The following is a 24303-nucleotide window of genomic DNA, read 5'->3' on the forward strand; positions in this document are numbered from 1 at the left end:
TCGTGATAAATGTTATCCTTATAAATATTGTTTTTCTTATAAGCACAGAATTAGTTTTGTTATTAAAGCAGCGTTTAATTTATATCGGAGGTTTAAAAAAATACAATAATTAAGTATCGCTTCAACTAATAAATTTGCTTTTTTATGGTTAATCGCATTATCATTCTATTAAATTTTTGCTGTTTTTCTTTTTTTGTGATAAATAAGGTGTGATTTAATAGGATTATTGCATTAAAATAGTAGTTAATTACAGTTTATTTGTATTAAATACGCATATTTTTGCAAAAAAAGTGCTGTTTTGTAATTTGTTTTTATATTTTTACAGAAACTACAAATACTATAACTTATATGAAAAATTATTATTATCAAATGCTCACCTTGTTAATGGTGTTTTTTGTGCATAGTGCTTTTGCGCAATCTGCATCCATTTCTGGTGTTGTTACAGAAAAAGGAACAGGTATACCTTTAGTTGGCGTAAATGTTATTATTGATGGCACTTCAGAAGGAAGTGTTACGGATTTTGATGGTAAGTACGCTATTCAAGCAAACGATGTTGCAGGTAAATCGATTGTTTTTAGCTTTATCGGTTTTAAAACTGTTACTCAAGTTTTAACTGGCGAAAACCAAGTAATGAACATCGCGATGGAAGAAGATGCAACTAGCCTTGATCAGGTGGTTGTAACAGCTTTAGGGATTAAAAGAGAGGCAAAGGCCTTGGGTTACGCCCTGAGTAAGGTTGATGGCGATGAATTATCGCAAGTAAAAACCACAAGTGCTGTAAACTCATTGCAGGGTCGCGTTGCAGGGGTTAATATTTCAACTAGTAGCACTGGTGCTTCCGGTTCAAGTAGGGTAATTATCCGTGGTGCAAGTTCCTTAACAGGCAACAATCAACCATTGTATGTAGTTGATGGTATACCGGTTATAAACAACACAAATGGTTCGGTTGTAGGCCCTACGAATGATGGAACTGGTGATGGTGGCGACGATATATCATCACTTAATCCTGATGATATCGAATCTGTTTCCGTATTGAAAGGTAGTTCAGCTTCAGCACTTTACGGTTCGTTGGCCTCAAATGGTGTTATTATGATTACCACAAAATCAGGAAAAGGACAAAAGAACCTAGGTATAGAGTACTCTAGTTCGTATACGTTTGATAGGATAAATACAAGTCTTCAAGATATGCAAACCATATATGGGCAAGGAAACAATAGGCTGAAACCAGGATATGAATACGATGTAAATAATAATCCGGTAGAAATTTCAAATGTTGAAAATGCTATTGATGATTCTTTTGTAAGTTCATTACAATCTTGGGGTGCTATAATGGATGGTTCGCTGGTATATAATTGGGATGGCGTTAAAAGGCCGTACAGTTACAAAGGCAATAATTTAGATAAGTTTTATGATACGGGCACAACGGCAGTAAACACCTTGGCATTAACAAAAGGAGGTGATGGATACAACTACCGTTTTTCTTTTTCTAATTTAGAAAACAAAGATATTTTCCCAGGATCGACTTTAAACAGAAAATCATTATCGTTAAATGCATCGGCTGAGATTAATCCCAGATTAACTTCAATAATTAATGCTAAATATGTTATTGAAAAAGTACACAACCGTATTAATATTGGAGACACGCCAGGAAATGCAAATACAGTAGCGTTTGTGTTGCCTAGTAGTTTAGATATTTACGATTTAAAACCGGGGTCTAATACAGAAGGAACAGAGCTTCTATTTCAGCCAAGTCAATTTATTTCAAACCCATATTGGGCCGTCAATGATTTTAATAATGATGACAGGAAAAACAGACTAACCGCATCTACCAATTTACGTTACGATATAACAGATTGGTTGTATGCATCTGGTCGTGCTGGTATTGATACCTACGATTTGTCAAGAAGAAATGTAACACCTTACGGAACGGCTTATCGTCCTGCGGGTCAATTAGAGCAAAGAAAAGCTACGTATTCATCTTTTAATGCAGATGTTATGCTAGGGATAGATAAGGCTATTACTGGTAAAATATCAACTAATTCTATTATTGGTGCCAATACAAGAACGTCAACTTTTGACCAGTTAAGCGCGCTTGGGAGAGGTTTTATTGTAATTGGTTTAGAGGATTTAAACAATACAACTTTACCCGAACCAACCAATAGTTATTCTAAAACCAAAACCAATTCGTTGTACGGTTCTTTTGAATTTGATTACGATAAATTCTTTTACCTCACATTTACAGGAAGAAATGATTGGTTCTCAACCCTGTCTTTTCCTGGTAAACAAACTCCAAATAACGACTTTTACTGGTCTGTAAGTAGTAGTTTATTGTTAAACGAGGCTTTAAATCTGCCAGATGTTTTTACTTATACTAAGTTAAGGGCAAGTTATGCGCAAGTGGCCGGAGGTGCTAGAAATGCCTATGCCTTAAATTTAGACTACGCTATAACAGGGTCGTTCCAAGGACAATCATTTGGACAATTAAATGGAAACTCTATACCTAACCCTAATTTGGTGCCGTTTCAAAAAACAGAATACGAATTTGGTTTAGATGCGAGATTTTTTAATAATCGTTTAAATCTTGATGTCGCTTATTACCATAACCAAACCACTAATGACATTGTTAGGGCCGCGGCGTCGCAATCATCTGGTTTTACATCATCGATCCTAAATATTGGTGAATTGGAAAATAAAGGAGTTGAATTGTTAATTGGTGGTACGCCTATTAAAACCGAGAATTTTTCATGGAACACATCGTTTAACTTAGGTTTTAACGAAAGTAAAATTATTTCTACGGATGATGAAGATACACCCATAAATGTTGATGGCAGCCAAACCCGATCAAGAACAGCGATAATTTCCCATATCGTTGGCGAAAACTACGGTGTAATTTTTGGATCGTCTTATAAGAGAGATGAAGACGGAAACATTATGTACGATATTAGTGGTACAATTCCAAGACCCATTCAAGGAGAAAATAAAATATTAGGGCAAGGTGTTGCGCCTTATACATTAGGTTTTTCAAATACCTTTAGATACAAAAACGTATCATTAGGGTTTTTAATTGATGCCAAATTTGGTGGAAGCGTGCATTCAGGCACCAATAGAGAATTGATGTTAAGAGGATTACATAAAAAAACGCTCGAAGGTAGAGAAACAGGCTTAGTTGTTTCGGGAATCGACGATGCTACTGGTCAGCCATTTACAGCAACTGTAGCACCAGAAAATTTAAGAACGTATTATGGCCGAATTGGAGAAGAGAGCGCAGGTATATCTGAGGAGTTTGTTTACAGTACCGACTTCATTAAATTTAGAGAGCTAAGTTTGTCGTATAATTTGCCAAAAGATATTCTGAAAAATATTTTTATTAATGATTTAAGAGTTTCATTAATTGGTAGAAACCTTTTCTTTATTCATAAGGAAATTGACAATGTTGACCCGGAAGCAGCTTTAAACAACCTGAATTCCCAAGGCATTGAAAGATTCGGAATACCATCAACCAGAAGCTATGGTTTTTCTGTAAATGTTAAATTTTAAAAAGAAAAGAAAAATGAAAAAAATACTTATTTTACTAGCAATAGTTGTAACGTTTGGATCTTGCGATGAAGGCTTTGAGGAGCTTAACGTAAATCCTACAAAACCAACACAGCTCGACCCTTCAACAAAGTTAACCTATATTCAGTTACATACTGGAGGCAGTAACTACGTTGCTTATTTATTTTGGAACGTTATTCATTTAATGCAGAATGTTCAGCACCTAAACAACACCTCTTATGTTTCATTTTTATATAAAGAAGGAAATACACATTGGCTTTTTGAAGAGCAATTTAAAACTACGGTTAAAAATATAGTTGATCTAGAGGCTCAATTAGAAGCAAGTACAAGCCCTACAGCAACCACCGATTTGGCCATAGCGAAAGTGCAACGGGTTCTTATATTTAGTAGAATTACCGATGCTTACGGAGATATCCCTTATAGCGAAGCTGGTAGAGGCTTTTTAGAAGGTATTCGTTTTCCAAAGTACGATAAGCAAAGCGATATCTATGCCGATATGTTGGCAACGCTAGAAAGTGCTGCCGCTACATTAAGCTCTGGAGGCGATAGCTCTTTTGGATCTGCCGACTTGTTATTTGCCGGCGATACTGCAAAATGGCGAAAATTTGCAAATTCACTCATGTTGCGTTTAGCTATGCGCATGGTAAACGTCGATGAAGCTGGAGCTCAAGCTTGGGCTACCAAAGCCATTAACGGAGGTGTTATGACAAGCAATGATGATATTGCCTATACCCAATATGAAGACTCTGCTAATGATGGAGGTCCAAATGTTAACCCGCTTACAAAATGTTTTACGTCAAGAGGACCTACCCAAGTGAAAATCTCTAAGACCTTTATGGATTTTATGAAGGATAGAAACGATCCAAGAGTATCGGTATTATGCTCAACGGTTGATGGAAACACGGATTTTGCACTACAATTTGGTCAAGATATAAACGACCCAACTAGAGGCACAGCAAATTCGAAACCGAACATTAACATTTTTGGAGGCTCTGGAGTTATTGTTTATGATGCGCCTTTTTTCTTTCAAACTTATGCTGAAGTAGAATTTATGTTAGCTGAAGCAGCAGAACGTTGGGGATTAGCTGGAGGCGATGTTGAAGCGCATTACAACGCAGGTGTAACTGCCGCAATGAGTTATTTGTCTTTATATGGCAATGGTGTTAATATTACATCTACTCAAATTCACGATTATTTAGCAGCTAATCCATTTGTGCCTACGGATGCCTTAAAAATGATTAATGAGCAATATTGGGTAGCCACGTTTGGAAATGGCTTAGAAACCTTTTCAAATTGGAAAAGATCGGGGTATCCTGTTTTGGTTCCCGCAGATGTTGCAGACCTTGTTTCAGATGGCCAAATACCAAGAAGATTACCATATCCAGGTTCTGAAAAATTAAACAACCCAGAAAATGTTGCTGCCGCTATCGAGCAACAAGGTGGCGACTCCTTGTTAACCAGAATGTGGTGGGATGTAAATTAAATCAATAAAAAGAGATAGATTTAATATTTTGATGTAATTACAGTTTTAAGCCTCATTAATATAGTTAGTGTTTAGTTTTGAGTTAGTAATTGAGGTGAGGGAAATCAGTTTATTACTCTCACCTCTTTTTTTAATTGGTGTATTTAAGCTCAAAGAGTTTATTATGAAAAAAGTTAGAACAGGTCTTGATGTATTGATAAACAACGAAGGCTTGCAAAAAACTTTCAACGGGAATGTGGCATTGCTTTGCCATAACGCTTCTGTTGATGCTACCTGTGTGCACGCTGCATTTAGATTTAAAGAACTATTTGGGGCTAGGTTTGTAAAATTATTTGGACCACAGCATGGTTTTAATACCGATGCTCAAGATAATATGATTGAAACCGATCATTACATACATCCTTATTTCAATATACCTGTGTATTCGTTGTATTCTGAAACACTTATACCCACAGACGATATGCTAAAGGGTATCGATTATTTATTTGTTGATTTTCAAGATGTTGGGTGCTGCATGTACACATACATTTACACACTTACGCTTCTACTGGAAAAATGCAGTGATAAAGACATTCAAGTTGTTGTATTAGATCGCCCCAATCCAGTAAACGGAATAGACACGGAAGGCAATATTTTAGATTTAAAGTTCGAGTCTTTTATAGGAAGGCACCCTATACCTGTGCGCCACGGTATGACTATTGGCGAAGTGGCATTGATGCATCAAAAGTTTTGGACAAAAAAGAAAACCAACCTTAAAATAATAAAAATGCAATACTGGGAGCGTAATATGTATTTTGAAGATACTAAACTGCCATGGTTGTTGCCTTCTCCTAATATCCCGAGAATTGAAACTACATTCACCTTTCCGTCAACCGTTTTGTTTAAAGGTACCAACTTAAGCGAGGGACGCGGTACCACCCAATCTTTGGAAATAATGGGGCATCCAAAAATCAATTCATTTTCATTTTATAGCAATCATTTATCAAACAGGGTAAAACAGTCTAAACTAAAAGGGGTTGAACTTCGGCCTATAACATTTACACCTACTTTTGATAAAAAAGCGAATGAAGTTTGTGGTGGTTTTCAGGTTCATGTTTTAGATAGAACAACTTTTAGGCCTTGGCGTGTTGGTCAATTTATAATACGCGAATTATACCATTATTTAGGCAATGATTTTGAATGGAAAAACCCGCCTTTTGAATATAACTACAGGCAAATGCCCATAGATATTATTAACGGAACGGATAAATTACGGCATTGGGTAGAAAATAACGATTCTATGGATATGTTGGATGATTTTGAACATTTAAAAGATTACAGATTACAACTCAACGACATAAAAATTTATTAATAAAACAATATAAATGAACGCCACATTAATTCTAATAATTATTGCATCCTATTTTGGAGTGTTAATGTTAATATCGCATTTCGTTTCCAAAAAATCCAGTGACGAATCTTTTTATACGGGCGATAGGGAATCGCCGTGGCAGGTCGTTGCTTTTGGTATGATTGGTGCCGTATTATCGGGTGTTACATTCGTGTCAATTCCCGGTATGGTGGGCACCAATTACTTTTATTACTTACAGTTTGTTTTTGGTAACGTTGTGGGATATGTGTTTATAACCTACATCTTAATTCCTATTTATTACGATTTAAAATTGGTTTCAATATACACCTATTTAGAAACGCGATTCGGGATAAGAACCTATAAAACAGGCTCATTGTTTTTCTTGATATCACAATCTTTTGGAGCTGCTTTAAGATTGTTGCTTGCCGCAAAAATTTTACAATACGCGGTATTTGATGCCTTTAATATCCCATTTTATATAACCGTACTTTTAATACTGGTTTTAATATGGGTGTACACGCACAGATCGGGTATTAAAACCATTGTTTGGACAGATACGCTTCAAACATTTTTTTTGCTAATGGCAGCCATTGTAACTATTTATGTGACTAAAGATGCTTTAAACTTGAGTTTTTCAGAAACCATTTCAACAGTTACAAAACACGAGTATTTTAAGGTTTTCGATTGGGATTTCAATTCGGGAAACAACTTTTTTAAACAGTTTATTTCTGGGGTTTTAATTGCCATTGCCATGGTTGGTTTAGATCAAAATATGATGCAAAAAACATTAACCTGCAAAAACAAAAAAGAAGCCCAGCGTAACATTTTAACATTTAGTCTCATTTTAGCGGTTACCCAATTTTTGTTTTTGGGCTTGGGTGTGATGCTATATTTGTATGCTGAAAAGTTCGGTATTCAACTGGAAATTGAAAACGGAAAATTCATTAATACCGATGCTTTATTCCCGATGCTTTCATTAAATCATTTTGGAATCATAGCCAGTATCAGTTTTATTTTAGGAATTACCGCAGCGTCATTTTCAAGTGCAGATTCTGCGTTAACCGCTTTAACAACATCGTTTACCCACGATTTTTTAGATATTCAGCATAAAAGTTCCAAACAAAAAAAGCAGCTTAAAAATAGAGTGCTATTCGGTTTTTCAGCAATAATTTTTACCATTATAATGCTGTTTTCAGAAAGTAAAGGCGATGTTATTTCAACCATTTTTAAGGTCGCCGGTTACACGTATGGGCCATTATTGGGGCTTTATATGTTCGGGATTTTCACCAAAATAAAAATTAAAGATGCTGCGGTGCCTTTTATATGCATTGTAATGCCGTTGATAACCTACTTTTTAAACGATGTCTTTATTCGCTGGTATAATTTTGATTTTGGATTTATGAACGTTTTTGTAAATGCACTATTAACCGTTGTAGGTTTAATGATTATGAAAAGGAAGTAGTGAAACTTAAAATAATCAATATGAAAAATAAGCTTACCACAGAACAGGCTTCCGGTTATAACGATCTGGAAAAAATGAGTACCGTTGATTTGCTCTCAAACATGAATAAAGAAGACAAAACAGTGGCTTATACAGTTGAAAAAGTGCTTCCTTCAATTGAGAAATTGGTAGAGGATATTTACAGTAAAATGAAGTCTGGCGGCAGATTATTTTATATAGGCGCGGGAACAAGTGGTCGATTGGGTGTTCTCGATGCCTCTGAATGTCCACCAACGTATGGCGTACCAGATAATTTGGTAATCGGACTTATTGCAGGAGGCGATATGGCACTTAGAAAAGCGGTGGAAAACGCCGAAGACGATACCGAAATGGCATGGAAAGATTTACAAGAATACAACATTACAAAAAACGATGTGCTTATAGGAATCGCCGCATCGGGCACAACGCCCTATGTTATTGGCGGGGTTACAGCAGCAAAAAAACATGGCATCATCACGGGCTGTATTACCTGCAATAAAAACTCGCCGCTGTCTTTAGAAGTAGATCATCCAATCGAATTGGTTGTTGGCCCCGAGTTTGTTACGGGAAGCACCAGAATGAAAGCGGGAACGGCACAAAAACTGGTTTTAAACATGATCTCGACAACGGTTATGATTAAACTGGGAAGGGTAAGAGGCAACAAAATGGTAAACATGCAACTGTCAAACAAAAAACTTGTTAAAAGAGGGGTTGACATGATTATGAACGAACTTAAAGTTGACGAAGAAAAAGCAAACCAGCTATTATCTAAACACCAAAGCATTAGGGAAGCCATTGACACATTTAATTTAAATAACAAAAATGAATAAGTTTCTAGTTATATCCGTAATTTCTGTTTTTGGTTTTATCTCGTGTAATTCCAATAAAAAACAACCTAATAGCAACCCAACAAGTATCGATTTGAGCACGCAATGGGTAGATAGCTTGTATAATAACATGTCTCTTAAGGAAAAAGTAGGGCAATTATTTATGGTCGCTGCCTATTCAAATCGAGATAGTATCCATACGGGTTTTATCAAAAATCTTATTCAGGATTACCATATTGGAGGTCTAATATTTTTTCAAGGAAACCCCGTAAATCAAGCAAACCAAACCAACAAGTACCAAGCCATCTCTAAAGTGCCTTTGTTTATAGGTGTCGATGGCGAATGGGGTTTAAACATGAGGCTGGATAGCACCTCAAAATACCCATATAACATGACGCTTGGAGCTATAAAACAAAATCATGTTATTGAGCGTATTGGAAAACAAATAGGAAAGGACTGTAAAAGGTTAGGGATTCACATAAACTTTGCTCCCGTAGTCGATATCAATACAAACCCAAAAAATCCTATAATTGGTGTCCGTTCTTTTGGAGAGGATAAAATCAACGTAACAAAAAAAGCCATTGCGTTTACCGAGGGTTTACAAAGCGAAGGCGTATTGGCATGTGCGAAACATTTTCCTGGGCATGGCGATACTGATACAGACTCGCACAAAACATTGCCTACCGTTTCCTTTACAAAAGAACGGATTGATTCGGTTGAACTTTACCCGTACAAGCAATTGTTCAACAAAGGCATTGCGGGCGTTATGGTTGCCCATTTAAATGTGCCTGGTTTAGAGCAAGAAAACGGATTGCCTTCTTTTCTGTCGCATCAAATAGTTACAAATGTTTTAAAAGAAAGATTAGCATTTAAAGGACTCATTTTTACAGATGCCTTAAATATGAAGGGAGCCGCAAATTATAAAGAACCGGGAGATATAGATTTAGCGGCGTTTAAAGCAGGTAACGATGTATTGCTTTTTACTGAAGATGCTCCCAAAGCCATTTCTAAAATTATGGAGGCATACAATACCAACGAAATAACCGAGGAGCGCTTATCCCATTCCATAAAAAAGATTCTTACCGCTAAATTTAATGCAGACTTAAATCAATTTAAACCTATTGCGGTAAATAATCTTTTAAATGATTTGAATAAAGGTATCAATGATGCTTTGTATGAAGAGGCTATCAATAATGCGATTACGCTAATAAAAAATGACGATGCTGTTTTGCCATTACAAAAAAAATCAAATGAAAAAATAGCATTCTTAAAATTAGGAGATGGAGGAGACGAAACGTTTTTAAATGCCATAAAATTAAAAACCAATGTTACTGATGTTTCCAATTTATCACAAAAAAATCTATCAAACGAACTTAAAAAATACGATAAGATAATTGTTGGTTACCACCGTTTAAATAGTAGGATAACCAAAGCTATATCGAATAAAGATAGAATGTTAATTGAAAACCTGTCAAAAAACCATAAGGTAATTTTAACTGTATTTGCAAGCCAGTACAGTTTACAAAACCTGTCTCTTGAAAATGTTGAAGGTGTTATTGTTTCCTATGAAAATTCAGAATGGGCAAACAATATTTCTGCACAAATTATTTTTGGAGAAACCGAAGCCAAAGGAGAATTACCAGCCTCAATATCAAAAACTTTTCCTATGCATTATAGTATGTCAATGATACAAAACGATTAAACAAATTTTTGTTTAACTACAAACATATTAATAATCCTAAAACGTAGAAAAAATGAAAAAAAACTTACCACACAAATTATTATTTGTATTAATTTTTGCAATATTTCAAACGGTTTCAGCACAAGAGTTAATTACAAAAGGCGCGCACCAATTACAAAAAGAGGAATTTGGAAAAATAACCACAGATGTTAACAAATCTGATGTAAAAAATAAAACAGAGCCTATTATTGGTTTAAATCAATCAAAAGCAACCACCTTAAACAAAAAGGTATTTGGGTTTTTGCCTTATTGGGAACAGAGTGCTGGCGCGCACAGCAACATTCAATACGATTTATTAACCCATATTGCGTGTTTTGATTTTTTGGTGCAATTAGATGGGTCTATAAGCAAACCTGTTGGTTGGCCTTGGACTACCGAAATAAATGCTGCCCATGCGGCGGGCACCAAAGTAATTATGACCGTTGTTAACTTTGGTGGGGCAGACGGAGCTGATGCCGTTGCCTGGGAATTATTTACTAATACCGCTAAAAGAGATATTTTCTTTGCCAATGTTAAAAGTATAATTCAAACCTATAACTTAGATGGGGTTAATATAGATTTTGAAGGTATGACCTCAGCTCACAGAGGTGCAGAATTGAATACTTTTATGGCAGAATTAACGGCGTATATACATGCTGAATTACCGGGCAAAGAAGTGTCTTTTGATGGGCCTGCTGTAAATTGGGGAGGATGGATTATTGATGATTTGGTAAACAGTGTAGATTATTTGATTGTTATGGCATACGATTATACGGGATCTTTTAGCTCAAATTCCGGTCCGGTGGCACCATTAACACATCACACGTCTTGGAAACGCTTTGTTACAAGAACCATAGAAACGGGTACTTATGCGGTGCCAACCGCTAATAATCCAGAAAAGTTAATTTTGGCAGTGCCGTACTACGGCCAACATTGGAAAACGGCAACAAATGCTCCCGAGTCCACGGTAACCGACTATGTAGGTTCAACCAGATATAGAAATACTGTTACTGAGGCTGATAACTACGGTGGGTTTATTTGGAATTCGGATTTTCAATCGCCTTGGTACAGGTGGAACGACGGAACCGATTGGAATCAGGTTTGGGCAGATAATGAATTAAGCATTTCAAAAAAGTTCGATTTAGCTATTACTAATAATTTAGGAGGCGTAGGTATGTGGGCATTAAATTATGATGGCGGCCGACCAGAACTTTGGGATTTGATAAACACAAAATTTGGTGCAACAGCTTCATTAAGTGATGTTTATAGTGGGGAAATCAAAATTTATCCAAATCCAACCTCAGATTTTGTTCACATCTCAAATAATAAATCTATAATAGGTGTCAAAATGGAAATGTTTAGTATTTTAGGTGCATCTGTTTTAAAAGTATCCAAAGATTCTAAAACCATAAATATGAGTCATTTAGAAAACGGAATGTATTTTTTAAAGATTGAAGATGAAAACGGAAAGCAAGCAACTTTAAAAATTGTAAAATCAAATTAAAATTTAAGGCACACCTTAAAACCATAATTTAAAAACACACACATGTTATGAAATATATTGTATTACTCTTTTTAGCCTTAACAGCTTGTAATTCGACAACTAAAAAAAAGCAAGCTATAAATGACGCTGTCGTAAACCAACCCGTGGAAACTAAAGCAATTGTTACGGGAGCAAATCAAACCAGCAAATATTTGCATCTTTTACAAGGTAAAAACGTAGGCGTTGTGGCCAACCAAACCAGTGTTATTTTTAAGGACGAAAGCGGTGAGTCGCACACCCATATCGTCGATTCGCTTTTGGCGTTAAACGTAAATGTTACCAAGGTATTTGCACCAGAGCACGGTTTTAGAGGTGTTGCTGATGCTGGCGAATATATTGAGGATGGCGTAGATGAAAAAACGGGCTTACCTATTTTTTCACTTTATGGAAAAAACAGAAAACCACCTAAAGAATTTTTAGAAGGTATAGATGTTATGCTTTTTGATGTTCAGGATGTTGGGGTTCGGTTTTACACTTATATATCCACGCTTCATTACGTTATGGAAACTTCCGCAGAACTCAATATTCCGGTAATTGTGTTAGATCGTCCAAATCCTAACGGCCATTATATCGATGGGCCTATTTTAGAAGAAGACGTTACGAGTTTTGTGGGCATGCATCCCGTTCCCATTGTTTATGGGATGACCATTGGCGAGTACGGAAAGATGATAAATGGAGAAAAATGGTTGGATAACGAAATCCAATGCGACCTTACTGTCGTGCCATTACAACATTATACCCATGATTCGGAATATGATTTGCCCATAAAACCGTCGCCTAATCTGCCCAATGCGAAATCTATTAATTTATATCCGAGCGTGTGTTTTTTTGAAGGCACTACGGTGAGTTGCGGACGCGGAACCGAAATGCAATTCCAAATTTTCGGTGCACCTTTTTTACCTGAGGAGACATTTGATTTCAGTTTTACCCCTCAGCCAAATTTTGGGGCTAAAACACCCAAACACCAAGGAGAACTATGCTTCGGAAGGGATTTAAGAGATGTTGAACGACTGTCTGAGGTTAAACTCGATTGGTTAATTGAAGCTTATAAAGCCACAGCAGATAAAACCAAGTTTTTTAATAACTTCTTTCCTAAATTGGCAGGAACTCAAAAATTACGGGAACAAATAGAAAGTGGTCTTTCTGAAGAAGCGATTAAGGAAACATGGAAACCCGGATTGGAAGCATTTAGCAAAACCAGGGAAAAATACGTGTTGTATAAATAAAAGGATTGGATGAATATTGAAACCTCTACCGCAAAGGATTTTAATGCATTATCAACTATTTTGGAAGGCGAGTTGTTTACCGATGCACTCCACAAAACCATTTATGCCACCGATGCCTCTGTTTACAGAAAGTTGCCTTTAGGCGTTGCATATCCAAAAAGCAATCAGGATTTAAAAGCGCTGATTGAGTTTGCTACAATCAATAAAATCACGCTTATTCCAAGGGCTGCGGGTACCTCGTTAGCGGGTCAATGTGTGGGCGATGGTTTGGTGGTAGACCTATCAAAACACTTCACTAAAATTGTAAGTTTTGATGAGCAAAATAAAACCATAACCGTACAGCCAGGAGTAATACGGGATGAGCTTAATAATTTCCTAAAACCCTACGGACTTTTTTTTGGCCCCAATACATCCACAAGCAATCGGTGCATGATTGGTGGTATGGTAGGAAACAATTCTTCGGGGACAACCTCCATTAAATATGGCGTTACACGAGATAAAGTACTGCGGTTAAAAACCATTTTAAGTGATGGTTCCGAGGTGATTTTTGAGGATTTAAACACAGAAGAATTTCTTTTAAAAACGAAAGGGAAAAGTTTAGAGAGCAGCATTTATAAAACTTTACACCACGAGCTTTCCAATACCGATAACCAATTAGAGATAAAAAACGAATTTCCTAAGCCTTCCATCCATAGAAGAAATAATGGCTACGCCGTCGATGAGTTGTTAAAATCAAAAATATTTGGAGGCGATGAGTCTCAAATCAACCTGTCAAAATTAATGGCAGGTAGCGAGGGTACTTTGGCATTTACGACGGAAATCACCTTAAAATTAGACGACGTTCCACCATCCAAAAACATAATGGTGGCAGCGCATTTTCATTCCATTGAAGCCAGTATGAAAGCCGTGGTAATTGCCATGAAGCACAATTTATACACCTGCGAATTAATGGATAAAACCATTTTGGATTGTACCAAAAATAATAGGGAACAAATCAAAAACAGGTTTTTCGTTGAAGATGATCCGAAAGCAATTCTTATGTTGGAAATCTGTACCGATAACGATGCAGATTCCAATGCCTTGGCAGACGCTTTAATTTCTGATTTGCAAAAAAATAAATTAGGCTATGCTTTTCCAAAATTAATTGGGAATCAAATAAATCAAGCTTTAGAACTTAGAAAAGCCGGATTGGGTTTGCTCGGAAATATTATAGGCGACAATAAAGCCGTTGCCTGTATTGAAGATACCGCAGTCGATTTAAAGGATTTGCCAAATTATATTGCTGAGTTTTCAAAAATGATGGAAGATTTCGGACAAAATGCGGTGTACTATGCGCATGCTGGTGCTGGCGAATTGCACTTAAGGCCCATTCTTAATTTGAAAAAACAAGAAGATGTCGTGCTGTTCAGGGAAATAACGTCCAAAACCGCAGAATTGGTTAAAAAATATGGGGGCTCTTTTAGTGGCGAGCATGGAGATGGCATTGTGCGAGCAGAGTTTATACCTAAAATGATAGGCGAAAAAAACTATGCCCTTTTAAAACGAATCAAACAAACCTTCGACCCCAATAATGTATTCAACAAAGGAAAGATTATCGATGCCTTTTCAATGGACGAAAACCTGAGGTACGAGGTAGATCGGGTGGAGCCGGATATAAAAACCATTCAGGATTTTTCCGATAGTTTAGGCATTTTAAGAGCTGCCGAAAAATGTAATGGTTCTGGCGACTGCAGAAAGCTTCCGGATGCCGGTGGTACCATGTGCCCCAGTTACAGAGCAACAAAAAATGAAAAAGACACCACTCGGGCAAGGGCAAATGCATTACGGGAATTTTTAACGCATTCCGATAAAAAAAACAAGTTCAATCACAAAGAATTGTATGAGGTTTTCGATTTGTGTTTAAGCTGTAAAGCATGTGCCAGCGAGTGCCCGAGTAATGTGGATATAGCAACTTTAAAGGCAGAGTTTTTATATCAATATCACAAAGAAAACGGTCTGCCTTTAAGAAGTAAACTCTTTGGAAATAGCACGAACCTTAATAAGTTAGGCAGCATAACGCCACGGTTAACCAATTTTTTGTTGAATACCAAAATCACCAAAAACTTTTTGGGGATTGCATCACAACGAAGCATTCCAAAATTGGAAGCGATTACATTTTTCAATTGGTACAAAAAGAACAAAAAAAGGCTTGATACCGCGCCCTGCAAAAACGGTGAGGTTTATCTTTTTATAGATGAATTTGTGAATTATTACGATGTGCCTGTTGGTATTGACGCCATCGAACTTTTAACAACATTGGGTTACAAAGTAAATATCACTAATCATAAAGAAAGCGGTCGTGGTTTTATATCCAAAGGCATGTTGGGAAAAGCAAAAAAACTGGCTGATTTTAACGTTAGGTTTTTTAAGAATCGTATTTTTGAGGATGTTCCGTTAGTAGGTTTGGAACCTTCTGCAATTTTAACCTTTAGGGATGAATACGTAAGACTTGCAGACGATAAAGAAGCTGCAAAAAATATTGCCAAACACACCTTTACCGTTGAAGAGTTTATAACAGGTGAATTAAACGATGGACGAATAAATTCCAACCAGTTTACAGCAGAAAAACAGGTGGTTAAAATTCATGGGCATTGCCATCAAAAAGCTTTGAGTAGCATGGAATCAGCTTTTAAAATGCTTAGCATTCCTAAAAACTATACCGTTACAATCATTAATTCCGGTTGCTGCGGAATGGCAGGTTCCTTTGGTTATGAAAAAGAACATTATGCATTAAGTATGCAGGTGGGTGAGGACACCCTGTTTCCAAAAATAAGAAACATGGTCGACCAAACGATTATTGTCGCTTCGGGTACGAGTTGCCGCCATCAAATTAAAGACGGCACAGATAAAAACGCTAAACATGCCATAAGTGTGTTAAGGGCAGCACTTTTGCAACAAAATTGAGTGTTCGCTTTTAAAAAGAAAGAACGTTAAGTTTAATAATTTAAACCATAATATGGGTACAGCTATAACATATGTTGAAACCAAAAGAACGCAATCTATTGATGTTTTTAGGGCAGTAACCATGTTCTTGATGATTTTTGTAAACGATATTCCATCTTTAAAAGAAGTGCCAAATTGGTTAAAGCACACGGCGGCACAAGAAGATGGGATGGGGCTGTCGGATGTTGTATTTCCATTATTTTTATTTATCGTAGGCCTTTCAATTCCTCTGGCTATAAACACCAGAAGAAAAAAGGGATATAATGAAGTCTCCACAGCAATGCATATTGTTTCCAGGACCATTGCTTTATTGGTTATGGGCGTGTTAATGGTAAATATTGGTCGGATTAATCCCGATTTGATGCCTTTTGGAAAAAGTGTTTGGCAAATATTAATGACGGTGGGAATTATGCTAGTCTGGCTGTATTACAAACCTATTGCATACTTAACCAAAGCAGGGGTAATCGCGTTAAAATGTTTAGGCATAGGTATTTTATTGTATTTGGTTTTTGTGTTTAAAGGCGGAACAGCCGATAATCTCATAGGAATAAAGCCTTATTGGTGGGGGATTTTAGGATTGATTGGTTGGGCATACCTTTTAAATGCATTCTTTTTTATGTTTTTGGGCTCTAAAATAAGATATATCATTTTAGGGTGGTTGCTGTTGTTTTTGTTCAATATCCAAGAGTTTGGGTATTTCACAGACTTGCCATCTTTTAAAATTGTGGTTAGTGCTTCCAATCATTTATTGGTGATGCTAGGCGTGTTATGCACTGTTTTGCTGTTGCGTTATAAAGAGCAAAAAAATGAAAATAGATTTTTGTGGATTCTATTGGTTATTGGAGTAGCTCTAATTGCCCTTGGGTTTTTTATCAGACCATCATTTATAATTTCAAAAATATTGGCTACACCTTCATGGACCATTATTTGTGGCGGCATATCATTTTTGTTATTTGGCCTATTTTATATTGTTGTTGATAAATGGGGGCAATCTGCATGGGCCAACATTATAAAACCGGCGGGAACCAGCACCCTTACTTGTTATTTATTGCCATTTTTAATATATCCCTTAATGTCTTTATTGAATTTTAGATGGCCTGAATTTGCAACACATGGTTGGGCAGGTATTATAAAATCATTGCTTTTTGCCCTGGTTGTTATAATAATAACGGGAGGTTTAGAGAGAATAAAAATTAAACTGAAAGTGTAAACTTAATGCTTAATAAAGGTCGATTGATTTTAAGTTACATTCCGAAGGAATAAAGTCAATTTATAATTATTATTAATCCAGCATCGTGTTTAAAGACACAAATTGATATCCCTTATGCTTTAATGTTTTAATGAGGTTTTCCAATTCCAAATAAAATTTATCCGTACGATCGGGGTGTGTACCAATGTGGCTTAAAAGTAAAAAACCGTGGAGTGATTCCTCAGATTCATAATCTAAAATAGACTTGTAAATAGTTTTGGTACTTTTATAGTTTTTGTCTTTGGGCGTAGTGTAATCGGCATGTGAAAGTGTTCCTTTTGTAAAGTTAATAAGCGACAGGTTGTTCTTCTTGGTCCACGAGGTAATGGTGCTATCGTTCCATTCGTAAGGTGGCAAATAGTAGTTGGCATCGGTTTTGTTGATGCCGAATTTTTTCATTTCAGAATAATTCAATTTTAAATCTTCGTTAAACTCGCTTTCGGTTACCAACAGTTTTTTGTCTGCTGTCCAATCATTATACAACAAATGTTTGTTGGAATGCGCTCCCAAATAATGGCCATCTTTTTTTAAATCTGAAATAAGTGCGTGAAATTCTTTATTTCAATAAAAATCACCTGTAAAAAAGAATGAAGCTTTAATGTTTTCCTGCTTCAAAACTTGTAAAATATGAGTGCCACCGTCGGCATATTCGTGACCGGAAAACATCAAATGAATGTTCTTCTCTTTGAGGTTTCCCCGTACAATAGCACCCGTTAAATCTAATTCACGGTTTTCTTTTTTTACTTTTTTTTTACATCGGCTTCCAAAGAAGCTAAATAAAACACCAAACAAGCGGTACCGTCCATGGTGGGTTCGTTTGTAGAATAATCGCCAACATCGTCATGATAGACCACAAAATCCGATTGAAAATCGGCATAAGGGTCGGCGTTAAGTAGCTGTAACCCTTTAAGATTATTGTAAATAGACCCATAAACAGGACCATCGACCAATCCGCCATCGGTTTGGTAACCGTGTAAATGATTTAGTGAGGAATGCGGATAAATAGGGGAGTCGCCGTAACCTTCTGGCAGTCCAACTATCATGCTGGTTCCCCACGGGTTGCATCCAAACAGCCAATCCCTTAAGGCAGCTTCCATTTCCAAATAGGTGTCATCTCCTGTTAATTCTCTGTAAGCTTTGGCTTGAGTTAAAGTAGCTGTAACCAAATTATTGGAGCACCAAATAAATGGCACGCCGATAAGGAATGGATTGTCTTTACCACGTTGCGCAACAGCTTCTAAACCAAATTTATAATAGTCTGTTACGGTTTTTTTATCATCTGTATTAGCAATAAGAGCCAACTCGTTATGCCCCGCGTTGTAGAACGGATAATATTGATAGTGCTTTGCTGTGTCTTGTCCCATCCAAGGCGTTACTTTTTCAGAAGACGCATAATTTAAAGCTTCACTGTAATAGGTTTTGTCGTTTGTGAGTTTGTAAAGCGTGGCAGCGGCCAATTCCATGTCGTCGTACCAATTATCTTCCTCGTAAAAATACGGCGATGTGGCTGGAGCTGTTTGCATGGTACCTGGTTTCGTTTTTCCAAAGGCATAAGCGTCTTTGGCTTTTTGGGTTAACTTTTCGGTATACTCAGGAAAAAAAGGCGCTAATACCTCTGCACCAATTCCAAAGGAAGACGCAAATTTCCCGGCAGTCGATGATACACCGGTGGTTCGGTTTTTGTTTTTAAACAAACCTTGAATTTCTCCATTAACAAAATAAACCGGTCTGCCTTTAAATTCTGGGTGATAAACAACACTATCTTTGTTTGGTAATCTGTATCCGGCATGATCTCTGTCATCGGCAATTTGGTTGTAATATTCTGTTGACGACGGATTCATTTTAATAAGCCAATCCATGCCAAATTTAGCTTCGTCAATAACATCAGGAATACCGTTGGAACCTTCTAATCCATATGCTTGGTGAGTATCTCCAAAAGCTTCGGGATTTTCTCTGTAAGCGTATAGCAATTGATAAATAGCATTGGCAGAAGTTGCGGTATATTGGAGGTAATCTGTAGCATCATGCCAACCTCCTGCAACATCAATATAAGAGCCGTCGGGTTTTTCGGGATGGTAAATAATAAAACCATCATCTACGTGACAGGAGTCTTTAAGATACGGATTGAACCCACAACGTTGCTGTCTCATGTATTTTAAGAGAAAATCGGCAGTGCCATCATACACATTATCGTCAATTCTAAAAACAGGCGATTTGGTGTTTTTGGCCATGATGTAATAACTGCCAACTTCGTTGAAATCTGAAAAATCCAAGCGGTAAGATGTTTCAAACGGTCCAAACCAGCCTTTAGCTTCAACGCTGTTAAAAGACGCCACAATGGCATCGGTCTTTGAGTTGTGCAGGGTAAATTCCTTAACCGTTATATTATCTTTTGATCCGATAACAGCCACTTTAATGGTATTGGGTTGATATCCCATTTGGTTGATTCTAATCCAGGATTGATGTTCTTCTTCAGAACATCCCAAATTCAAAAAAGCTATAACAAAAAGAAGAGCTAAATGTCTCATAAAATGTAGTGTGTTTCGTAACAGTTGGTTAAAACTAATTAAATTTATACACTAATTAAAGGTTTTATGCTTTGTTTTTTGAAAGTGTGGCGCATCAATAAAAAGAATGTCGCTACTTAAGATGAAAATCGGGCCAAATGTAAAAAATGAAGCAGATTTAATTACATTTGTTTTTGTTAACACTAAATTTTTAAGTTGAATATATTTGAGATTATTGGTTGGTTTGGGGCCTTGTTATTTATTTTCGCTTATCTATTATTAAGCTTTAATAAGATTAAGGCAGACAAAACACCCTACCAATTAATGAATGTTTTGGGGGCGATATGCCTCATGATTAATTCGTACAAGATAGACGACGACCCTAATTTTATATTAAATTTTGTATGGATGTGTATTGGGGTAATTGCCATTATGAGTATTATCCGAGCTAAAAGTAAATAGTTTCTTTTAAGTGATTTCCACGGTCATGTCCATGTTTAAAATTTCGAAAGCCGCTTTTTTGTACTGCAGCAATTTTTCATTATAAACTTCTTCATCATCAAATAAGGATAGGTAATAATACACCCCTTCAACCATTATAAAAATAAGGTCTGACGTTTGTTTTGAATTTTCAATTTGTAAATGGCCATCTATTTTTGCCGCCTCTATAACTTCGGATAATAATTGCCTTAAATGATTGTGCAGTTCTTTAAATTCGGTTTTAATTCTTTGACTTCTAAAAATTAAGCTGAAACAACTGTAAAACACACCATCATCAAAAAGCGCATTCCACTCCCTGGAAAATAAGTTGTCCACTACTTTAATAAGTCGGTCTCTGCTATTTAGCTGTTCTTCTTCAGCAAGATAAATAAACCTGTAGCTTTCTAAAATAAAATTAATTAATCCAAAAATAAGCTCTTCTTTTGAAGTGAAATAGTGGATTATCAAACTAGGATTTACTCCCATTTCTTTTGCCACTTTGGCAATCGAGGCATTTTCTAAACCTTCTCTTTTGGCTACATTGTAAAACGCCGAAACAATCTCTTTTTGCCTGGTTTTCTTTAAGCTTTTTCTACCCATGCTACGAATATAAACATAATTTTTTTTTCAATAAAAATAAATTGATTGAACGTTTATTTAATTTAATTTTTATATTAGCCAAACGTTTATTGAGATTCTTTACGAAAAATGCAACAAACGTTGTTAATCATTACGAACTAAACAATTCAAATTATTATGAAACAAACTTTACTTAGTTTTTCCTTTCGGAAGAAAAAAAACCAAAAACTGCTATCGTTGCTGTTTTTTTTCGCTTTTACTATGATCTGTTGGGGGCAGGACATAGTTATTAATGGAAAAGTTACAGACTCGAATTCGAAGCAACCCATTCCAGGTGTAAATATTGTTGTTAAAGGAACAACAATTGGAGATGCAACCGATTTTGACGGAAACTTTTCGCTCACTGTTCCCTCTAAACAATCTGTTTTGGTTATTTCCTATATTGGGTTTATTACCCAGGAAATTACAGTTGGCGACACCAATTTTTTTACCATTGAGTTAATTGAGGATGCCGCTCAATTAGATGAGGTTGTAGTAACGGCCCTTGGTATTAAAAAAGAGACAAAATCATTGGGTTACGCTGTGCAGGAGGTAAAAGGCGAATCTATGGTAAAAGCGCGAGAGCCTAATGTAATTAACTCGTTAACAGGTAAGGTTGCTGGTTTAACCATTAGAAACAGTACCGATTTATTTGCCGACCCAAGCATTTCGTTAAGAGGTGGTACACCCTTAATTGTTATTGATGGAATTCCTAGTACCGACAACGATTATTGGAAATTAAATGCCGATGATATTGCCGAAATAAGTGTGCTAAAAGGTGCCACGGCATCTGCACTTTATGGATCGATTGGTAGAAGTGGTGCTTTAATGATTACCACAAAACGAGGAGAAAATGGCGTTACAAGAGTAGACTACAACACAAGTGCTATGTTTCAGCCTAGTTATATTCGTATTCCAAACGTTCAAACAACCTATGGCAACGGTGATAACGGGTCGTATGCTTACGTAAATGGCGGCGGCGGCGGTACCGAAGGTGGTGGTTGGATTTGGGGCCCAAAATTAGATCAGTTAGATCCGTCAACCCCAAGTGGTTTTAACGAAGTTGTTCAGTATAACAGCCCTATCGACCCCAATACAGGTAACCGTATTCCAATCCCATTTATTTCAAGAGGAAAGGACAATGTTAAAAATTTCTTCGATACCGGACTGATTTATACGAACAATATCTCTGTTAGTGGCGGAAACGATAAAGGTAACTTTAGGGTAACAACATCTCATATATATCAAAAAGGGGTTGCGCCAAATACGGGACTTAACAATTCATCATTTGGGGTTTCTGGTGGTTATAACCTTATGGAAAAACTAAAGGTTGATGCCTCATTAACGTATAATAAACAATACACTAAAAACTTCCCACAAACGGGATATGGTCCACACAACCAATTGTACAACTTGGTATTATGGACTGGCGTTGATGTAGATGTACGGGATTTAAGAGATTATTGGGCCGAAGGTCAAGAAGGCGTGCAACAAAAACACTTTAATACCTCTTGGTATAATAACCCCTATTTTATTGCCTACGAAGCCTTACAAGGTTACTATAAAGACAATACTTATGGGAACTTAAATATTAATTACGACCCAACTGAGGATTTTACAGTTAATTTTAGAACAGGATTTAACTCGTCTACAACCAATAGAGATTGGAAAGAACCGCAAAGTATTATAGGTTACGGTTCCTTATCTAAAGGTGACTATTTTTTAAATAGCTCGACCTCTTTTTCTTTAAACGCCGATCTTATCGCATCGTACACAAAAGAAATAAATGAAGACCTAAAATTAAATGCAAGTGTAGGTGCTTCAACGCGGTATTGGGATAATAGAAACCTATCCTTACGTACCGATGGTTTAACTATTCCCGATTATTACAATACAGCAAATTCAATAAACCCATTAAAGGGCTCAAATTGGTATGGTAAAGAGTTGGTGAATAGTATTTACACTACTTTGGATGTTGAGTTTTTACAAGCGCTTTACTTAGGTATTACTGGCAGACAAGATTGGGTATCCACCTTACCGGTAAAAAACAATAATTTCTTTTATCCATCGGTTTCTTTTTCTGCCGTACTTTCAGATTTAGTTGATTTTGGAGACCCAATTTCATTTGTAAAACTTAGAGGATCTTGGGCTAATGTGTCAGACGGTAGAACAGGGTCAACCTATTCTCACTTAACGGCGTACAACAATGGGATAAGTTGGAACAATAACTCTTCATTAAACTACCCGAGCACCTTATTAAATGATAATATTAATCCTGAAACTTCCGATACTTATGAAGTAGGTTTGGATATCAGGTTTTTTAAGAGCAGATTAAAGCTTGATGCCACTTATTACAGCATCAAAGAAACCAATAACATTGTTACCGTGCCCATTTCAATAACCTCTGGATTTGGTTCTCGATTAATTAACGGAAACGAATACGCCAGAAAAGGCGTTGAATTTATAGTAGCGGGAACCCCGATAAAATCTGATGATTTTAGATGGGATATTGCCACCAACTGGAGCAGTAGCCACAGAACATTAGAAAGTGTTTACGATGGTTCCGATCGTATTGGAAACATCAAAGTTGGTTCTAGAACGGATCAAATATATTCTACACCGTACTTAAAAACACCGGGCGGACAGTTAATATATGGCTCTAATGGATTTCCGTTAAACGATACTTTTTCAAGAAGAAGAGGCTATTCGGATGCTAATTGGGTGTATGGTTTCCAAAACACTTTTACCTATAAAGATTTTAGCTTAAATGTTGCTTTTGATGGCAGACTTGGAGGTATTATTTACTCTACAACAAATCAAAAAATGTGGTGGAGTGGCACGCACCCAGGAACCGTAAACGAGCACAGGGAAGCGGCCAACAATGGCGTAGATTCTTTTATTGGTCCAGGTGTTGTGGTTGTTGGCGGTGATGTGGAATACGATATTTTTGGAAACATAACCAATGATACACGTGTTTATGCACCAAACACAACCAAAATAAATTACATCTCTTGGAACAAAAACACGAGCAATGCCGTTTTTGATCATTATTACAGTCAATCGTTCTTAAAGTTAAGAGAGGTAATGCTTACTTATAACATTCCGGAAAAGTATACAAGTGCGCTAAATATTGACAAAGCATCTATTTCATTTGTGGGAAGAAATTTGGCCTTATGGTCCGATTTACCAAATGTTGATCCAGATTCAGGTTTTGATAATCTTCAAACACCTTCAACAAGAAACATAGGATTTAACTTGAACGTGTCATTCTAAAAAAAAAAA

15 protein-coding genes are annotated in these 24303 nt (G+C 36.5%); 12 read left to right on the forward strand and 3 right to left on the reverse strand.

What is annotated here, in order from left to right:
* The first annotated feature begins 348 nt into the window (after positions 1-348).
* From RNZ47_RS12250 to RNZ47_RS12295, 10 genes are all read left to right on the forward strand, one after another.
* A complete protein-coding gene (locus tag RNZ47_RS12250) occupies positions 349-3537 on the forward strand; it encodes a SusC/RagA family TonB-linked outer membrane protein (protein WP_311940399.1) in 3189 nt (1062 codons plus the stop codon).
* A gap of 13 nt (positions 3538-3550) precedes the next feature.
* Complete coding sequence (locus RNZ47_RS12255) at positions 3551-5038, forward strand: SusD/RagB family nutrient-binding outer membrane lipoprotein (protein ID WP_311940401.1); 1488 nt, start codon at positions 3551-3553, stop codon at positions 5036-5038.
* Between the two features lie 163 nt (positions 5039-5201).
* Positions 5202-6389: an exo-beta-N-acetylmuramidase NamZ family protein gene (locus tag RNZ47_RS12260; protein WP_311940403.1), complete on the forward strand. Its 1188-nt coding sequence runs from the start codon at positions 5202-5204 to the stop codon at positions 6387-6389.
* Positions 6390-6402: 13 nt separating this feature from the next.
* Entirely contained in the window at positions 6403-7851 is a 1449-nt protein-coding gene (locus RNZ47_RS12265) for a sodium:solute symporter (protein WP_311940405.1), read from the forward strand.
* A gap of 20 nt (positions 7852-7871) precedes the next feature.
* Entirely contained in the window at positions 7872-8699 is an 828-nt protein-coding gene (murQ, locus tag RNZ47_RS12270) for an N-acetylmuramic acid 6-phosphate etherase (protein ID WP_311940407.1), read from the forward strand.
* Positions 8692-10398, forward strand: a complete 1707-nt coding sequence (locus RNZ47_RS12275) for a glycoside hydrolase family 3 protein (protein WP_311940409.1) — start codon at positions 8692-8694, stop codon at positions 10396-10398. The genes murQ and RNZ47_RS12275 overlap by 8 nt, the downstream gene beginning before the upstream one ends.
* Positions 10399-10450: 52 nt before the next feature.
* A complete protein-coding gene (locus tag RNZ47_RS12280) occupies positions 10451-11920 on the forward strand; it encodes a glycosyl hydrolase family 18 protein (protein ID WP_311940411.1) in 1470 nt (489 codons plus the stop codon).
* Between the two features lie 47 nt (positions 11921-11967).
* Positions 11968-13185 (forward strand): exo-beta-N-acetylmuramidase NamZ family protein, encoded by a 1218-nt coding sequence (locus tag RNZ47_RS12285; RefSeq protein WP_311940413.1) that lies wholly within the window; start codon positions 11968-11970, stop codon positions 13183-13185.
* Positions 13186-13194: 9 nt separating this feature from the next.
* Positions 13195-16128: an FAD-binding and (Fe-S)-binding domain-containing protein gene (locus RNZ47_RS12290; protein WP_311940415.1), complete on the forward strand. Its 2934-nt coding sequence runs from the start codon at positions 13195-13197 to the stop codon at positions 16126-16128.
* Between the two features lie 52 nt (positions 16129-16180).
* Entirely contained in the window at positions 16181-17377 is a 1197-nt protein-coding gene (locus RNZ47_RS12295; RefSeq protein ID WP_311940417.1) for a DUF5009 domain-containing protein, read from the forward strand.
* 72 nt (positions 17378-17449) lie between these two features.
* Here the strand turns inward: RNZ47_RS12295 and RNZ47_RS12300 are convergent, their stop codons facing one another.
* A complete protein-coding gene (locus RNZ47_RS12300; RefSeq protein WP_311940419.1) occupies positions 17450-17926 on the reverse strand; it encodes a hypothetical protein in 477 nt (158 codons plus the stop codon).
* 230 nt (positions 17927-18156) lie between these two features.
* Positions 18157-19944, reverse strand: coding sequence for a glycoside hydrolase family 9 protein (locus RNZ47_RS12305; RefSeq protein WP_311940420.1), 1788 nt, complete (start codon positions 19942-19944; stop codon positions 18157-18159).
* Between the two features lie 195 nt (positions 19945-20139).
* Between RNZ47_RS12305 and RNZ47_RS16280 the strand changes: the two genes are divergently transcribed.
* Entirely contained in the window at positions 20140-20385 is a 246-nt protein-coding gene (locus tag RNZ47_RS16280; protein WP_446497229.1) for a CBU_0592 family membrane protein, read from the forward strand.
* A 6-nt stretch (positions 20386-20391) separates the two neighbouring features.
* Here the strand turns inward: RNZ47_RS16280 and RNZ47_RS12310 are convergent, their stop codons facing one another.
* A complete protein-coding gene (locus RNZ47_RS12310) occupies positions 20392-21003 on the reverse strand; it encodes a TetR family transcriptional regulator (RefSeq protein WP_311940421.1) in 612 nt (203 codons plus the stop codon).
* A gap of 156 nt (positions 21004-21159) precedes the next feature.
* On the opposite strand from RNZ47_RS12310, the gene RNZ47_RS12315 reads away from it, so the two are divergent.
* A complete protein-coding gene (locus tag RNZ47_RS12315; protein WP_311940422.1) occupies positions 21160-24294 on the forward strand; it encodes a SusC/RagA family TonB-linked outer membrane protein in 3135 nt (1044 codons plus the stop codon).
* Positions 24295-24303 lie beyond the last annotated feature (9 nt).

It is taken from the genome of Hwangdonia seohaensis (genome assembly GCF_031932625.1).
Taxonomy (GTDB): domain Bacteria; phylum Bacteroidota; class Bacteroidia; order Flavobacteriales; family Flavobacteriaceae; genus Hwangdonia; species Hwangdonia seohaensis.

Coding starts and splice junctions, on each gene's coding strand:
- RNZ47_RS12250 (WP_311940399.1), top strand. CDS start 349: ATGAAAAATTATTATTATCAAATGCTCACCTTGTTAATGGTGTTTTTT.
- RNZ47_RS12255 (WP_311940401.1), top strand. CDS start 3,551: ATGAAAAAAATACTTATTTTACTAGCAATAGTTGTAACGTTTGGATCT.
- RNZ47_RS12260 (WP_311940403.1), top strand. CDS start 5,202: ATGAAAAAAGTTAGAACAGGTCTTGATGTATTGATAAACAACGAAGGC.
- RNZ47_RS12265 (WP_311940405.1), top strand. CDS start 6,403: ATGAACGCCACATTAATTCTAATAATTATTGCATCCTATTTTGGAGTG.
- murQ (WP_311940407.1), top strand. CDS start 7,872: ATGAAAAATAAGCTTACCACAGAACAGGCTTCCGGTTATAACGATCTG.
- RNZ47_RS12275 (WP_311940409.1), top strand. CDS start 8,692: ATGAATAAGTTTCTAGTTATATCCGTAATTTCTGTTTTTGGTTTTATC.
- RNZ47_RS12280 (WP_311940411.1), top strand. CDS start 10,451: ATGAAAAAAAACTTACCACACAAATTATTATTTGTATTAATTTTTGCA.
- RNZ47_RS12285 (WP_311940413.1), top strand. CDS start 11,968: ATGAAATATATTGTATTACTCTTTTTAGCCTTAACAGCTTGTAATTCG.
- RNZ47_RS12290 (WP_311940415.1), top strand. CDS start 13,195: ATGAATATTGAAACCTCTACCGCAAAGGATTTTAATGCATTATCAACT.
- RNZ47_RS12295 (WP_311940417.1), top strand. CDS start 16,181: ATGGGTACAGCTATAACATATGTTGAAACCAAAAGAACGCAATCTATT.
- RNZ47_RS12305 (WP_311940420.1), bottom strand. CDS start 19,944: ATGAGACATTTAGCTCTTCTTTTTGTTATAGCTTTTTTGAATTTGGGA.
- RNZ47_RS12310 (WP_311940421.1), bottom strand. CDS start 21,003: ATGGGTAGAAAAAGCTTAAAGAAAACCAGGCAAAAAGAGATTGTTTCG.
- RNZ47_RS12315 (WP_311940422.1), top strand. CDS start 21,160: ATGAAACAAACTTTACTTAGTTTTTCCTTTCGGAAGAAAAAAAACCAA.